Raw genomic sequence first — 16,259 nt, 5'->3', positions numbered from 1 at the left:
ATGGGCATAGTGTTTTATCGGCAGTGGTCAGCATGAATCTGACCGGCAGCAGTCTGGGGCAATTGGCTGCCCAATTTTACAATTCCCGAAGATTATTCGATTGCATTCACATAATCGTCATACGTAAAATCGCGCGAGGTGAACGGATAATCAGATAAAGAGCGTCATGAATGCACAGGATTTAACCGGGGTGATAACAGGCGGCCTGTCGCAGCAGGACCGTCTTCTGAAACTGGATACGCCGGCAGGCAATGACGTACTGCTGCCACATCGGGTAACGGGGCGTTCGCGGATTGGCCGCGATTACCTGTTTATGCTCGACTGCGTTTCCACGTTGGCCGATGTTCAGCTCAAGACGCTGATTGCGCAGGGCATCACGCTGTGGATCCAGCAGACAGACGGTTCGTACCTCCCGCACCACGGCTACGTGCACATGGCGCGCCGACTGGGGAGCGAAGGCAGTCTTACCAGCTATCAACTGGCGTTTTCCTCATGGATGCACTTCCTGCGGTTTCGCCGCGATCAGAAGCACTGGCAGGACAAAAGCGTCGATGCGATCGTCTCAGACGTGTTCAACCAGCACCCGCAGGCGCACGGCATGTACCGCTTCGTGCTGTCGAAGCCGCTGCCCGAGCGCTCGTACTGCCGGCAGGACGACACTGACTGGAACTTCGTGCACCGGCTCCTGGAGTCGGAGGGGCTGTATGGCATATGGCAGCAGGCGGACGACGGCAAATCGCACACGCTGGTAATTACCGATAACCTCCAGACGCTTGCATCACTCTCGCCGGAGAGGGTTGGTTTCTATCGTGCGGGCGTAAACAGCGAGGCCAATGCGTTGATGCAGTGGTCGGGAACGCGGACGTTGCAGTCCGCACTGCTGTCGACGCGCACGTTCGACTACAAGAATCCGCCGACGCCGTTCAATCCGAAGGCCACGACAACTCCGACGATAGCCAACCAGGGCGCGCTGCCTGGGCAAGCCGAAGTCTATGAATACACGGGCGGCTACACCTACTCGAAACAGGAGCGCGGCGACCATCTGTCGAAAATCCGGATGGAGGAATGGGAGTCGCAGGCCAAGCGGTTCCACGGCGTTGGCGGCCTGCGCGCGATCGATGCGGGGCGGCGCTTCACGATCGCGGGCCATCCCTTGCACGACCAGGATGCTGGCGATCAACGCGAGTTTGCGGCCATTGAGGTCGAGTGGACCATCGAGAACAATCTCCCGATCTCCGGACACGAAGCGAATTATCCGCATAGTCTGAGTAACCAGCTGGCGCAGGCGCGAGCCGATGATACCGGCAAGCTGTTCAACGTCGCACACGCAGACGGCTCGACAGGGTTCTACCGGATTTATATCGAAGCACAGCGTACGAGCGTGCCGTACCGCAGCCCGTTCGAACACCGCAAGCCTGAAGCCAAGCTGGAATCGGCGATCGTTGCCGGTCCGCAGGGGCAGGAGGCGTATACCGACGGGCTTAATCGGATCAAGGTGTTGTTCGTGTGGGACCGGCTTAACGAGGGAGATGAGCGAGCATCCTGCTGGGTGCGCGTTGCGCAGTCCGATACAGGCAATGGTTATGGCGGCGTGCACATGCCGCGCGCGGGTGAGGAACTGCTGATCGGCCATATCGGCAACGACATCGACCGGCCGATCGCGCTGCACCGTGTGTACAACGGCGCGGCCAAACCGCAGTGGCACTCGAACGGATTGCTCTCGGGATTCCGCTCAAAGGAGTTCTCGGGCAACGGGTTCAACCAGATAGTGATGGACGACTCAACCGGCCAGAACCGTGTCCAGCTCTACAGTTCCAGCACCAACGCGCAGTTGCACCTCGGCTATCTGATCGATCATACCGGTAACACGCGCGGCAACTTTCTCGGCAGCGGGTTCGATCTGAGTTCGGAGGCATACGGCGCATTGCGTGCGGGCCGAGGTCTGTATGTATCGACACATTCGACGACGAGCCAGCCGCTCGATGCGCGCATGGCCGGCAATCAGCTCACCGGTTCGCAAGGGGTGCTCGAAGCAGCCTCGCGAGCGAGCGAAATGTCACGAGCGGAAAGCCTGAAGGACGGACACGATACGCTGAAGACCTTTACGGAGGCCACCCAGCATAGCGCGACGGGCTCGACAGGCGGTGGGGGCAGTACGGCAGGGGGCGGCACTGGTAATGCGAATGCGTTCTCACAGCCCGTCATGCTGTTCGCCGCCCCTGCAGGCATTGCGCTGTCGACGCAGAAGTCGGCACATGTTGCAACGGATCAGCACATCAATCTGGTGAGCGGCCAGAGCATGCATATTGCGACGGGCAAATCGCTCGTCGCAAGCATCACCAACAAACTGAGCCTATTCGTGCAGAACGCGGGGATAAAGCTGTTCGCGGCGAAGGGGAAGGTCGAGGTGCAGGCACATGCAGACAATGTCGAACTGACCGCGCAGAAGTCGCTGTTGCTGGCCTCGGTGACGGAGAGGGTTCAGGCCGCTGCGCAGCAGGAAATTCTGCTGACGTCCGGGGGCGCATATATTCGCCTCAAGGACGGCAACATCGAGATTCACGCGCCGGGGACGATCGACTTCAAGGGGGCAAACTTCCCGTTCAGCGGGCCGACGCGCATGGATGTGACGAACCCGGCGTTCAAGGATATGCCGACGCGGCAACTGACGTTGAATACCTTCGCTTCGCCATCTGCGACAAATGTCGCTCCCGCAGGCATGCCGTACAAGCTGTTTGCAGATGGCGCATTGGTCAAGCAGGGCGTGTTCGACAATACAGGCCAGTTGCCGATCGATCACCATGTAACGACGCAGAAGTACACGCTAGAACTGGCGAGTGGTGTCAAGCATGAGATACCGGTGCCGGGCGAGTATCGGGATGCTGTCAATGGGGCACTTGCGAATCAGGGATTCCAGTTTCACGCGAATGGCAGTGCGCCGGATGTGACCTCACCCGGCGATCGCGCCCAGCATCGACAACGTTACAGCGACTTGCTCAATCCGCCATCGGGAGAAGATGCATGACCGGCGCGCCGATCACAACACCGCTTGCACAGAACCGGACATCAACCGCAGATGTATGTTCACCCTGGTTCGTGGACTTTACTGACGAGAACCGGCCCGTCGAGTTTCACCCGCTACCGTGCTCCTACAAGCCGCTAGTAAACGGTGAGGAGGCATTCGGTGCCGTTTACGATGCTATTAATGCAGCGAGATTCAGTGTCGATATCATCTGCTGGGGCTTTCAGCCTTCGATGTATTTCAGGCGTGGTGACCGCGGTGCATCGATGAATATCGGTGATCTGCTTATCACGAAGGGGCTGCAAGGCGTGCGGGTCCGAATTCTGTGCTGGGCGGATTCCCTCGGCATTGCGCAGATGTCCGAGAATTCGACTCCAGGTTTGACCTGGTGGAGGCACCTTTTCACGCAGAACGAGAACAATACGGAGCGGGAATACGATCGGGAGTGGTATCGACATGCGACCGCTCCGGGTGTTGGGCCTCAATGGGAAAACGTCAGAAACCGGCAGGCCGCGGAATTGCGGGCACGGCACACGGCAGGATTGCCGCCTCCTGAGCCAAGCCAGCTGGTAGCATTGCAGGGGCTCCTAGGCATCGAGATGCAGACGCGGGATTTCTCCTTGAAAGATCGATGGGAGATCATGTGGCGGGAATCTCGGTTCCGCGATGACAAAAGCCTCAACGAGGAAGCGGTCACGGTCGGCTTCGGTGGCGAACCGTCACATCACCAGAAAATGGTAATGGTGGACTACGAAGCACCGGAACACGCCGTGGGCTTCGTGATGGGGCACAACACGCTCGACGCTTATTGGGACGATGACAGGCATTCATTTGCCCGGATGCATCCGCGCTTCGGGCGCAATGGCGCGACGCCGAGACAGGACATGTCCGCGTGCGTTACTGGCCCGATTCTCGAACATCTGAATGTGAACTTCTGCCGTGCGTGGCAGCACACTACGAAGGTCGACTTGACCACACCGCGCAAGGCGCTGGCGACGCGACTTGCCGTGCGCCATGAGAGGGGGACACCTCTCATGGCGCAAATTCTACGCACGCAGTCGCAAAAAGCTGAGAATCGCCGGGACATCCGGTCGATGTATAAGCAGGTGACGAACAACGTATCCCGCTTCATATACATCGAGAACCAGTATTTCCGTTGGCCGCCGCTGGTCGATCACATCAAGGCTGCCGTCAATAAACAACTGGCTTGGGGGCGTGACACCGGCAAGGATGGAACGGTTTATTTGTTTGTCGTGACCAACTCCAGCGATGACGCGCTGGAGAACGGGCAGGTTTCGACTTATCGCATGATGGAGTCACTTGGACATGCGGATACGATGCCAAATGTGACGAGGGCGGAGCGCGGCGACGCACTGCAAAACCAGCGAAGCACTCTCCAGTCCAAAATTGACGGTATCGACGATAGCGAGCAGACGGTGAGAGTATATGGCACCGGAACAAGCGCACAGAACGCGCCGTTTTTTGCCCAGAGCGAGGCACGTAAGAAAGACCTGCAGAAGAAACTGGATGCCGTGAACAGCAAGATTACCGACAATAACAAAGGGCAGATCATTCCCAGTGATATTCCGGGGTTGAAAACGTTGATCTGCACTCTGGTCGCACCGGACTCCCAGGCGGGAAACTGGATGAATACTTATGTACATAGCAAGATCATGATTATCGACGATGTGTTCCTCACGCATGGCTCGGCAAACGTCAACACACGCAGTATGGAAGTCGACAGTGAATTGAACATTTGCCATGAGCATGGCGATGTAACGAAGACGCTCCGGAAGCGGTTGTGGGCTATTCACACAAGGAACGGCGCTGCCAGTTCTCAAGGCGGGCTGCCGGACTCGGCCGCAAACAATGCTCAGGCTGTCGGTGACAATATTGAGGAGGCGTTCAAGGCGTGGAGTGGGATCGTCACAAGCAACAAAAAACGGATGGACAGCAAGAAACAGGCGCCTTTGGCATCTTTGATCAAGTTTCGAACCGATACGACAAAACGGAGCACGTTGGATTGATCATGCGTAGATCACTCATTGCCTTGTCTATTGTATGTCTGCTATCTGCCTGTTCGAAGAACGAGAATCACATGACCCAGTTGCCTGACGTTAGCGCAGTACGCCTCAAACTTGCCTTTACGTGTACGCACGAAGCCGATCATCTGCCGCTGCTCGATCCCGAATCGGAGAAACTTTTCCAGTACGGGCGATATCTTGAGAAGAAGGATGGGCCGAAGGATTTCAACGATGTGGCACGCTACTACCGAATTGCAGCCGCGTATGGACACTACAAAGCGAACCACAATCTGCAAATCCTGATTTCGTCAGGATCGGCGTCGTCGCCCGACCCTGAAAAGGAAAGCGTCGATCTGGCTGAGCAGCTTGTCAAGGCAGGCGTGCCAAGTGGCTACTACGACATCGCGCACTATCTGCTAAATGGCTATGGTCTCCAACGAGACGAAGACGCAGCAAGACGCTACATGCGTAAAGCTGCAGACTTGGGAAATCCAGATGCCCAATATTACGTCGCGAATTTACTTAATCCCGCTGACATGGCGCCGGATATCGCACTTCAAATGTTTCGATGTGCATCAGATCAAGGATATGCTGCTGCAGGTAACGATCTCGGTGTGGCATTTCAGCTCGATCGAAAATTTGCCGAAGCAGCTAAGGCTTTCCAAAGTAGTGCGAAGGCGGGTAGTAGTCAGTCGGCGTTTCTGCTTCAGTATGCCTTTGATGCGAAGTCCGGAAAGAATGAGCTCTATGCTATCGGCGTTGAGCCTGACGCAGAACGTACTCGCCGCTATGGCTTGATCGGCAAATTCCTCGACAGCAACGATGGTCGTAATCCTAAGGTGCCGGACATCGACAGGATCGTTCCGTTGCCGCCCGCGAAGCTCCCGCCGTGGGACGGTACTTTCCAGTGGCAAAAGGAACAGGACGCAGCAGTACCGCCACAGAAGCCATCCGGCGAACTTATTGACCAACTGGCAAAAGCAAAGCATCTCGATCCGGCAACGGGCCTGCCGCTATCAGGTTTATCGGAAAAGACATCACAGGCAGACGAATCTTCGAACTTCGCAATGACCCGTACGCCTATCGGTACTCTCGCTAGCACGGGCGATATCTGCCCCGAAGATGGTGTGTGGCATGCAAAACTCGAAACAGGTCAGGCGGGAGATGCGCAGCGGCGTTTCCTGAAGGGCGATACGCTACCGTCGCTTGTCGTACGCGAACCGCGCGCGCTTGCGTTCCTCGACCGCATGATGGGCGCGCGTCAGCAAGTCGCAAAAGTAGCATGGGAACTGGTCGCATACATCGATCAGGCGTGATGTTCCAATAACAGGCAAGCAGATTGTGAAGCGATATCTAATCCTGGACGGTGATTACACGACGGCATCCGGAACGGTTCATGCGTCCCCGACTTCCTTGTCATTCGGTAGTCGGCGTGTCGCACACGAAGGCGATGACATTGCCTGTCCCGCCTGCAATTCAACGGGCAGGATCAAATGCGATGGTCCTCGTCTCACGATGCCGGGTCCGGCTGGACGCTGCACAGCACTGAGCGATGATCTATGCATCTGTAAATGCGATCCGCCACCGAAGCTCGTTGCCTCTCAGCAGGCAATGTCTGTCGACGTGTGACCCGGTACGGGTGAATTATTCATACGGTGTGTTTTCGCTGGCGTACATCCCGCTCAGGGTTGTGATCATAAAAGGCAGTGCGCCGGATGTTTGTGCGCCGTCTCAAACATGAAGCATGCCGTGCGAGCAAGAATGCCGCCTAAGCAAACATCCTCGCCCCGCCCATGAATCAACCCGCCCACCCATAAAATCATCGAAGCGATGCCGACGCTGCATCGCAGCACAAACACCCATGCCCGCGCGGCGAGAAGCGATTCACAATCTTTGCTACATTCCTGCACACGCGCCGTCCGTGCGGCATCGCAGTGCGCGCCAAAGCCGCGGCACATGAGCGGCACCTAAGCACCACGAGCGATGTAATCCGCACGATCGGGCAGCATGAGCGAAATCTTTCAAGAGGCTAAAGATGCGAATTCTGGTAGTTGGGGCAGGCGCGGTCGGTGGATACTTCGGCGGCCGTCTCGCGGCGGCGGGGCAGGACGTGACTTTTCTCGTGCGCGCGGGCCGTGCCGACAAGCTGCGCAGCGAAGGGCTCGTCATCAGGAGTTCGCGCGGCGACCTCGTGCTGCGCGACGTGCAGACGATTCTCGCCGGCGTCGCGGCCGAACCGTTCGATCTCGTGCTGCTTAGTTGCAAAGCCTATAGCCTCGATGACGCAATCGACTCGTTCGCCCCGCTCGTCGGCGAATCGACGGTGATCCTGCCGATGCTCAACGGCATGCGCCATATCGACGTGCTGACCGCCCGCTTCGGCAAGAAGCGCGTGCTCGGCGGCCAATGCGTGATTGCCGCGACGCTCGACGCCGCGCAGCACATCGTGCATCTGAACGACATGCAGGCGGTCACGTTCGGCGAAGTGCCGGGCGGCACGTCCGAGCGCGTGCAGGCGATTGCCGACGCGATGAGCCGCACGAGCTTCGACGTCTCGGTCAGCGACAACATCCTGCTGCGCATGTGGGAAAAGTGGGTGTTCCTGGCCACGCTCGCGGGCAGCACCTGCTTGATGCGCGGTTCCGTCGGCGATATTCTGGCTGCGCCCGACGGCAAGCGGCTGATCGAGAACCTGCTCGGCGAATGCCGCGCGGTGGCCGAGCACAACGGCTTCACGATGGCCGCGGACTTCGACGCGCGCGCGACGCAAACGCTGTTGACGCCCTCGCCGCTGACCGCGTCGATGCTGCGCGACGTCGAAAACCACTCGCACACCGAGGCGGATCACATTCTCGGCGACCTGATCTCGCGCGGCGGCGACGCGCAGAAGGGCGAGCACGGTTTGTCGCTGCTGCGTATCGCCTATAGTCATCTGAAGACGTACGAGACGCGCCAGGCCCGCACTTCCTGACGGGACCCGCGCGGCACGCAAGTGCGGCGCGGCCGCGCCGTCGCAACCAGACGTTCGGAGGTGAAGCATGCCGACTCCCACCGGATCGGTGCCCGCGCTCAGTGCCGCTTCAGCAACCGTGTTCTCGATCGGTATCGTCTTTCTCGGCTACTGGGGCATGTATGAGCCGATCCCCTGGCGCGCGGCCGACGTCGTGGTCGTCGTGTTCGCGCTGCTCGGCTTCGCGTGTCTCGGCCTCGTTCCGTGGATGGCGACGAGTCCCGTCGAGCCCGAAACCAGCGACGCGCGCGTGCGGATCGCGCGGCATCTGTTTCTCGCGGGCGTGAGCGCGATCTGGCTCGCGGTCGCGGTTTCCGTGATCTTCTGAAGCGAACCTCGCCGCCGCGCATAGCGGCGCGGCGCTCGTGGTGCTGGCGACGCGGGTCCGCATTGCGCCGCAAGCCCGGTGAAAACCTCGCCAAAGCATCGGGAAAACACCGCTGCTCTTAACAAAAAATGACGAAAGTGCCCTGATTCAAGGGGTGAAAAGTCCGCGACGGCTTCCGGCAACCCGTCAAAACCGCGCTCGAAACGAACTGTAACGAGCGTTACGTACGCGTCCCGACGACTCCGCCGAACGCGTTTTAGCCGCTAAAACAGGCACTAAAACGCGTCGCGCAGTCAGCGCCGCGCAACAAACCTTCATCGCAATACATAAAAGTGTCGCGCAAATCGCTTGAGCGCTTGTAGAATCCGGCGTTGAAGCGTGCACATACCGTGTGCGCTTCGTGCAATTCAAATTGACCACAACAGGTAGGAGAAACATGCCGACTTCCGCAAAAAAGGTGGCCAAGAAGGCTGCTGCCCCGGTACCGACCAAGAAGGTTGCTGCAAAGAAAGCCCCTGCGAAGAAAGCCGTCGCAGCCAAGAAGGTCGCCGTGAAGGCGTCTGGCGCACCGTCGCCGATCAAGGACACCTTCACGAAGGCCTCGTTGGCAGCGCACGTTGCTGAACGCGCAGCCGTTGAACCGAAGACCGCCAAGGCCGTGCTGGCCGCGCTCGAAGACACGATCCTCGGCTCGGTGCACAAGAAGGGCGCTGGCGAATTCACGCTGTCGGGTCTGTTGAAGATCGTCGTGCAGGCTGTGCCGGCGAAGAAGAAGCGCTTCGGCAAAGACCCGTTCACGGGCGAAGAGCGCTGGTTCCCGGCCAAGCCGGCTAGCGTGCGCATCAAGGCACGCGCGCTGAAGAAGCTGAAGGACGCAGCGGCAGCCTGAAGCTTAAGTGCTGCGGGCGCTTTCCGGCGTCGAGGTTTAAGCAGTCAGGCCCGACGTTCGAGCGCGCTTCGAGTACTTGCAGGCAGGTAGTCCGAATCCCCGTGGATGCGAATCCACGGGGATTTTTTTATGCGCACGCTACGTAGTGAACACGCAAGACACTATCGTGCGCGCCATAGTGCGCACCCTGATAGCGTGCTCGCACTGTGGTGGCGCATCATGATCCACGGCAGTACGATAGCAGCGACGCGATGCCATCGCGATGCGCCGTTAGCGTGCATGCAGGCATGCTTCGGCGCGGTAAATCCAATGGCATAACGCTTGCTTGATCGAGTATCGAGTATCGAGTACCGAATGCGCAGCGCATTCGCCTTCTATCCGACAACAAGAGTGGGGCTGAGATGCGATGCTATGACGAGATGCGCCATCAGGACGATGGCGTACGGCCGCATTACGCGCGCTTCGAGCGCTGGCTGGCGCGGCAGGGCGACGAGGCGATCGCGCGCAAGCGTGCCGAAGCCGACCTGCTGTTCCGGCGCGTCGGCATCACCTTCGCGGTGAACGGCGATCTGTCCGGTACGGAGCGGCTGATTCCGTTCGATCTGATCCCGCGCATCATTCCGCGCGGCGAATGGCAGACGCTCGAAGCCGGCTTGCGTCAGCGCGTGCAGGCGCTCAACCTGTTCATCCACGACGTCTATCACGATCGCAACATCGTGCGCGCGGGCATCGTGCCGGCCGAGCAGGTCTATACCAATGCGCAGTATCGTCCGGAGATGCAGGGCGTCGACGTGCCGCTCGGTGTTTACGCGCATATCGCCGGCGTCGATGTGGTGCGTGCCGGCGACGAAGGCGAGTTCTACGTGCTCGAAGACAATCTGCGGGTGCCGTCGGGCGTTTCCTATATGCTCGAAAACCGCAAGATGATGATGCGGCTGTTTCCCGAGCTGTTCGTGCAGAACCGCATCGCGCCGGTCGCGCACTATCCCGATCTGCTGCTCGACACGTTGCGCTCGGTGGCGCCCGAAGGTGTCGACGAGCCGGTCGTCGTCGTGCTCACGCCGGGCATGTACAACTCCGCCTATTTCGAACATACGTTTCTCGCGCAGCAGATGGGCGTCGAACTCGTCGAGGGCAAGGATCTCTTCGTCGACGACAACTACGTGTTCATGCGCACGACGCAGGGGCCGAAGCGCGTCGACGTGATCTACCGGCGCGTCGACGACGATTTTCTCGATCCGCTTGCGTTTCGCCCCGATTCGGTGCTCGGCGTGCCGGGTCTCCTGACCGCGTATCGCGCGGGCCGCGTCGCGCTCGCGAACGCGATGGGCACCGGCATCGCCGACGACAAATCGATCTACCCCTACGTGCCCGAGATGATCGGGTTCTACCTCGGCGAGAAGCCGATCCTCAACAACGTGCCGACGTTCCAGTGCCGCAAGCCCGACGATCTGGCCTACACGCTCGCGCATCTGCCCGAACTCGTGGTGAAGGAAGTGCACGGCGCGGGCGGCTACGGGATGCTGGTCGGCCCCGCCTCGACGCATGCCGAAGTCGAGGCGTTCCGCGAGCGTCTGATCGCGCGGCCGGCCGGCTATATCGCACAGCCCACGCTTGCGCTGTCCGCCTGTCCGACCTTCGTCGAAGCGGGCATCGCGCCGCGCCATATCGACCTGCGGCCCTTCGTGCTGTCCGGCAAGACCACCACGATGGTGGCGGGCGGTCTCACGCGCGTCGCGTTGCAGGAGGGCTCGCTCGTCGTCAATTCTTCGCAGGGAGGCGGGACCAAAGATACGTGGATGGTCGACTGACGCGGCTGCCGTCGTGCCCGTTTATGCCTTGTATCAAGGCCTGAAACGGCGCCGCGCATGCAGCCCGACGCACCGGTAGCGGTACGCAGCGCGCCGCCGGCGCTTACGGATAACCAGCGCGGACCTTCGCTGCTGACGAAGGCCCCGCGTAATCAGCTCTCAGATATGGAACGCCGTCATGCTTAGCCGAACCGCCGATCACCTTTTCTGGATGGCCCGCTATATGGAGCGCGCGGAGAACACCGCCCGCATGCTCGATATCAACCTGAAGGCGCAGCTTTTGCCGCAAACGCCCGAACAGGAGGCCCGCGCGCAGCGTTCGGTGCTGCGCATCTCCGAACTCGAAAGCGTCTTCGCGCAACGCCACGAGGAAGCGACGCGCGAGCACGTGCTCGACTTCATGATTGCCGATGCGGGCAATCTGTCGAGTATTCATTCGTGCCTGCAGGCCGCGCGCGAAAACGCGCGAGCCGTGCGCGGCACGCTCACGACCGAATGGTGGGAGACCATCAACGATACGTGGCTCGAATTCAGCGAGCGGCTTTCGAGCGGCCAGGCCGCGAGCAATCCGGGCGCGCTGTTCGAATGGGTCAAGTTCCGCTCGCATCTGTCGCGCGGCGTGACGATTGGCACCGCGCTGCAGGACGACGCGTTCTTCTTCACGCAGCTCGGCACGTATCTGGAGCGTGCCGACAACACCGCGCGGATTCTCGACGTGCGTTTTGCCAACGTCGAGCCGAATTCGCGCGACGCCGCGCGCCAGCTCGAAGACTTCTATTACTGGACTTCGATCCTCAGTTCGGTATCGGCGCTCGAAATCTATCGCAAGGTGTATCGCGACGTCGTGACGCCCGCGCGCGTGGTCGAACTGATGATCCTGAACCAGCAGATGCCGCGCTCGCTGCTCGCCTCGCTCGACGGCGTCTGTTCGAATCTCGCGATGCTGCGCACCCCGGGCTCGAACCTGTGCGAACGTTTTGCCGGCAAGCTGCGTGCCGAGTTGCTGTATGCCGACATCCGGCAGATTTTCGAAACCGGCCTGCACGCCTATCTGACGCAGTTCCTCGCGCGCGTATTCGAGCTCGGCAATCTGGTGGCACGTACCTATCTGATGCTGCCGGTCGCCTGACGGAGTTTTCCCATGTACCTGACGATCCGCCACGACACGTCCTATCGCTACGAAGCGACGGTTCATTATTCGATCCAGCAGTTGCGCCTCACGCCCGCGAGCGGCGCCTCGCAGACCGTGCGGCGCTGGAGCATCGACGCGCCCGGCAAGCTCGACGCCGCGCTCGACGCGTACGGCAACGTGCTGCATACGCTGGTCATCAACAAGCCGCACAGCGAGATTCATTTGCGCGTGACGGGCGAGGTGGAAACGGTGCCGCTCGCCGACGGCGTGCTGCGCGATCCGCCCGGCCCGATTCCGCTCGAACATTTCACCTGCGCGACGCGCCTGACCGAAGCCGATGCGGCGATCCGCGAACTCGCGGCGACGGTGCCGGGTCTCGCGAGTCCGGCGGGGCTGATCGCGCTGTCCGGGCAGATCGTCGAGCGCGTGAAATACCGCGCCGGCATTACCGAGGTCAGCAGCACGGCCGCCGAAGCGCTGGCGCTCGGCAACGGCGTATGCCAGGACCACGCGCATCTGATGCTCGCATGCTGCCGCGCGCGCGGCGTGCCGGCGCGTTACGTGAGCGGCTATATCGAGCCCGGCGACGTGCCGCATTCGGCGAGTCATGCATGGGTCGACGTGTGGCTCGACGGCACGGGCTGGGTTTCCATCGACGTCACGCATGCCGCGTTTGCGAGCGAGCGCTACTGCCGGCTCGCGGTCGCGCGCGATTACGAAGCGGCGGCCCCGGTGCGCGGCCGGCGTATCGGCGGACTCGAAGAGAAGCTCGATGTGTCGGTGACGGTCAGCGCGCAGATGGCGCAGTGATTGCAATCTCGTGGAGTTTCGGTGACGAACCGGCGTATCGCTGCACGCGTGAAGACGGGGTTCGCGTGCACGCCGGTTGTTCGTTCATCGTGCCTGCACGTCGCTGACAGTTTTTCGTCAGCGAGATGCAAAAAGGCTGTCAACACCGATAAGAGGTACATCGGCGCCGCATTACAATAGCGCCGTTCAGTTGCCTCTTGCGGATTCCTCATGACCTATTGCGTAGCGATGGCCGTCAACGACGGCCTCGTGTTTCTGTCGGACACGCGCACCAATGCGGGTGTCGATCACATCAGCACCGCCCGCAAGATGTCGGTGTTCGAGCAACCCGGCGAACGTTTGCTCGTGCTGCTCGGCGCCGGCAATCTGTCGCTCACGCAGGCGGTGCTGCACGAACTGTCCGAGCCCGCCGATGCCGGCGATGCCGCGCAACCCACGCTCTGGAACGCGCCGACGATGGCCGATGCGGCGCGCGTGGTCGGCCATGCGGTGCGCCGCGTGCATCAGCGCGAGGCCGACGCGTTGCAGAAGTTCGGTGTGGACTTCAATTGCAGCTTCATTCTCGGCGGGCAGATCTCGGGTAGCCGCATGCGTCTTTTCATGATCTACGCGGCCGGCAATTTCATCGAAGCATCGGCTGTGAATCCGTATTTCCAGATCGGCGAGGCGAAGTACGGCAAGCCGATCATCGACCGTGTGCTGACGCCGTCCACGCCGCTCGGCGAAGCCGCGAAGTCCGCGCTGATCTCGATGGACTCGACGCTGCGCTCGAACCTGTCGGTCGGTCTGCCGCTCGATCTGCTCGTCTACGAAAAGGACGCGCTGCGTGTGACGCGCTTCGTGTCGATCGACCGCGACAACGCGTACTTCGACATGATTCACCGCACGTGGGGCGAGCGGCTGCGTCAGGTGTTCGCCGAGATTCCCGACCCGGACTGGCAGGACTCGCTCGGCGCGCCGGCGGCGCAATCGGAGCAGGCGCTCGTGCGGTGTCGCGCGCCCGTCGGTGCGGACGGCATCGGGCACGAAAGCGAGGCGACGCCCGCGCAGACGCTCGCGCAGGCCGAGCGAGGCAAGTCGCAGCGGCGCTAGGTCCGCCTGATCTCGGGACGAAAAAAAGCCAGCCATCGGCATCGCCTTTGGCTGGCTTTCGTTTTCGGGTACGCGGCTCGCGCGCCGCGTACCGAATCCGTTAGAAGTCCAATCAGAACTTGTGACGGATACCGACGCTGACCATGACCTGGTTGTCGGTGCTCGACTGGTTGCCGTACGAGCCGATCGACGCCGTTGCCGCCACGAGGCCGCCGGTGGCCGGATCGCGCTGGTCGCCGCTCGCATGTTGCCATGCGGCGACCGTGTACAGGTCGGTGCGCTTCGACAGCGCGTAGCTGCCGCCGAGCGAAACCTGGTTGTACGTCGCGGTTGCGTCGCCGGTGCCGCGCGTGTACGCGTAGCCGATACCGAGCAGCGCTGCCGGCGTGACCTGGTAGCCGAGGTAAGCGCGGCCGACGTTGAACTTCTGCGTCGTCTGGAAGCCCGAGTTCGCGTCCGGCTTGTATTGCGCGTTGCTGTAGCTCAGGTTGGCCGTGAACGGACCCGTCACGTACTGCACGGCTGCCGAAGCGATGCCGATTGCCTTCGAGAACGCGTAGGCGCTGTTGATGCCGGCGTTATCCGGGAAAGCGGAGTCGAACGTGCCGCCTGCCGTGCCTGCCCAGCCGCCTGCCGCGGTACGCGAAGCGAGCGAGTTGGCGTTGCTGGCATGCAGGTAGCCGGCCGCGACGCTGAACGGACCCGTTGCATAGGTTGCCGCGCCCGACCACGTCTGGCCCGAACCCGTCGAACCCGCGACGCCGCCCAGTGCGTACATGCCTTCGATCTGGAAGCCGCTCCATACCGGCGAGACGTACTTGACCGAATTGTTCACGCGGAAGCTGTTGTCGTTGTTGTCGACGTCACCCGGCGTCGCGAACGTGCTGCCGAAGTAGCCGTCGCCCGTGAGCGGCTGGATCATGTCGACCAGCGGGTCGTACTGACGGCCGGCCGTCAGCGTGCCCCAGTTGTCGCCCGACAGACCGACGAAAGACTGGCGATTGAAAATCGTGCCGCTCGACGACAGTGCGCCGGTGTTCACATCAAAGCCGTTTTCCAACTGGAAGATTGCCTTCAGGCCGCCGCCGAGGTCTTCCGAGCCTTTCAGGCCAAAACGGCTACCTTGCAGATTGCCCTGGAACAGCTTGACCACGCTGCCGCCGTGCGGCGTTGCGTTGTTCACGTATTGGACCGATTCATCGATCAGGCCATAAAGAGTCACGCTGCTTTGAGCGTGAGCCATTCCGGTGACGCCGAGCAGCGTCAGCGAGAGAGTCGACAGTGCGATTCGTTTCATCCAAATTCTCCACGCAGATGATTGTTCGTTGTTGCGGAAAGCAGAATAGCTCACGGGTCCAATCGGTAAGAACAGGAAAAAAAAGAATGTCGTAAAAAGCTGACAAACGACCTAAATCCTTGTATTTAAAGCCTGTCAACGATTATTTCTATTTGCGAAATATTTATTGGATAAATAAGCATTATTGTTGATTTGCCGATAGTGACAATGTGAATAAATCCATATATTGAACTGAATTGCAGGTGAAATGTAATCTAGTCGTCTACACGTCCAGTCGATTTTGTAGCGAAAGCGTAAAAACGGCCGTGAGGGCGGCGACCCGATGATCTGGACAGAAATGGCCGGTTGTGCGCAGGCGCAACCTTTCGCGAAGCGAGGGGTGCAACCTCGGGCGAGTGATGCGCGTTTCGCGATGCGGGGCCGGGGGCGATTTCGCGTGGGCGGGTGGAGGCGGAGCAGAATGACCGGTTCGGTGCGGGCCGGCGCGTTCCAGGCGATGACGCTTCAGTTCGGCATCCGTTGGCCCGGCGGCATCGCGGGCCGGTTCAGCGTTTGCCTGTGTCCGTGCCGCGGCGCGTGACCGCCGCTGCCGTGAGGCCGGCCGCCGCGGCGAGTAGCACGGAGGTCCACGGGTTGCGCCGGACGTAGCGATCGGCGGCCTTGGCCTGGCGGTGGGCTTCGACGAGCGCGCCGGCGGCCATGCGGGTGGCGTGCGCCTCGGTCTCGAGCAGCTTGCGGCCGAGCTCCACCGCGGTAGTCTGCGCGGATGCCGTGCCGCGCGCCGGCGTGCGCGGCGCCGTGGGCGCAGTTGTTGCCGTTGATGCCGCCGTTGCCGCAGTGCCGG

Annotated in this window: 12 protein-coding genes and 1 pseudogene; 11 read left to right on the top strand and 2 right to left on the bottom strand. The window is 60.8% G+C overall.

From position 1 onward, the window contains the following. Positions 1-166: 166 nt before the first annotated feature. The 11 genes from F3J19_RS19380 to F3J19_RS19335 all read left to right on the top strand — a co-directional run bounded on the left by F3J19_RS19380 (position 167) and on the right by F3J19_RS19335 (position 14,118). Entirely contained in the window at positions 167-3,025 is a 2,859-nt protein-coding gene (locus tag F3J19_RS19380; protein WP_167044524.1) for a type VI secretion system Vgr family protein, read from the top strand. Further along, positions 3,022-5,049 (top strand): phospholipase D-like domain-containing protein, encoded by a 2,028-nt coding sequence (locus F3J19_RS19375; protein WP_167044522.1) that lies wholly within the window; start codon positions 3,022-3,024, stop codon positions 5,047-5,049. The genes F3J19_RS19380 and F3J19_RS19375 overlap by 4 nt, the downstream gene beginning before the upstream one ends. Positions 5,050-5,051: 2 nt before the next feature. Further along, on the top strand, positions 5,052-6,362 hold the full coding sequence (locus F3J19_RS19370) for a sel1 repeat family protein (RefSeq protein WP_240159084.1): 1,311 nt from the start codon (positions 5,052-5,054) through the stop codon (positions 6,360-6,362). 25 nt (positions 6,363-6,387) lie between these two features. Next, positions 6,388-6,675 carry a PAAR domain-containing protein gene (locus F3J19_RS32685; RefSeq protein WP_345891056.1) on the top strand — a complete coding sequence of 96 codons (288 nt, stop codon included), beginning with the start codon at positions 6,388-6,390 and terminating at the stop codon, positions 6,673-6,675. Positions 6,676-7,081: 406 nt separating this feature from the next. After that, positions 7,082-8,017 carry a 2-dehydropantoate 2-reductase gene (panE, locus tag F3J19_RS19365; protein WP_167044516.1) on the top strand — a complete coding sequence of 312 codons (936 nt, stop codon included), beginning with the start codon at positions 7,082-7,084 and terminating at the stop codon, positions 8,015-8,017. A 67-nt stretch (positions 8,018-8,084) separates the two neighbouring features. Next, positions 8,085-8,384 (top strand): hypothetical protein, encoded by a 300-nt coding sequence (locus tag F3J19_RS19360; protein ID WP_167044513.1) that lies wholly within the window; start codon positions 8,085-8,087, stop codon positions 8,382-8,384. Positions 8,385-8,820: 436 nt separating this feature from the next. Continuing rightward, complete coding sequence (locus tag F3J19_RS19355) at positions 8,821-9,273, top strand: HU family DNA-binding protein (protein WP_167044883.1); 453 nt, start codon at positions 8,821-8,823, stop codon at positions 9,271-9,273. Between the two features lie 401 nt (positions 9,274-9,674). Beyond that, positions 9,675-11,084: a circularly permuted type 2 ATP-grasp protein gene (locus F3J19_RS19350; RefSeq protein WP_167044512.1), complete on the top strand. Its 1,410-nt coding sequence runs from the start codon at positions 9,675-9,677 to the stop codon at positions 11,082-11,084. A 178-nt stretch (positions 11,085-11,262) separates the two neighbouring features. Then, a complete protein-coding gene (locus F3J19_RS19345) occupies positions 11,263-12,213 on the top strand; it encodes an alpha-E domain-containing protein (protein ID WP_167044509.1) in 951 nt (316 codons plus the stop codon). A 12-nt stretch (positions 12,214-12,225) separates the two neighbouring features. Then, entirely contained in the window at positions 12,226-13,026 is an 801-nt protein-coding gene (locus F3J19_RS19340; protein WP_167044506.1) for a transglutaminase family protein, read from the top strand. A gap of 210 nt (positions 13,027-13,236) precedes the next feature. Next, the gene (locus F3J19_RS19335) at positions 13,237-14,118 is read left to right on the top strand and encodes a proteasome-type protease (protein WP_167044503.1); all 882 of its coding nucleotides are present in this window, start codon (positions 13,237-13,239) and stop codon (positions 14,116-14,118) included. A gap of 112 nt (positions 14,119-14,230) precedes the next feature. On the opposite strand, the gene F3J19_RS19330 is transcribed toward F3J19_RS19335, so the two are convergent. After that, positions 14,231-15,415 (bottom strand): porin, encoded by a 1,185-nt coding sequence (locus F3J19_RS19330; protein ID WP_167044500.1) that lies wholly within the window; start codon positions 15,413-15,415, stop codon positions 14,231-14,233. A gap of 545 nt (positions 15,416-15,960) precedes the next feature. Beyond that, positions 15,961-16,259: pseudogene (locus F3J19_RS19325) on the bottom strand (hypothetical protein); the annotation flags it as partial.

It is taken from the genome of Burkholderia sp. Ax-1724 (assembly GCF_011752995.1).
GTDB lineage: Bacteria > Pseudomonadota > Gammaproteobacteria > Burkholderiales > Burkholderiaceae > Paraburkholderia.
The sequence above is the reverse complement of the archived record's forward strand: the minus strand, read 5'-3'. Positions and strand labels throughout refer to the sequence as shown.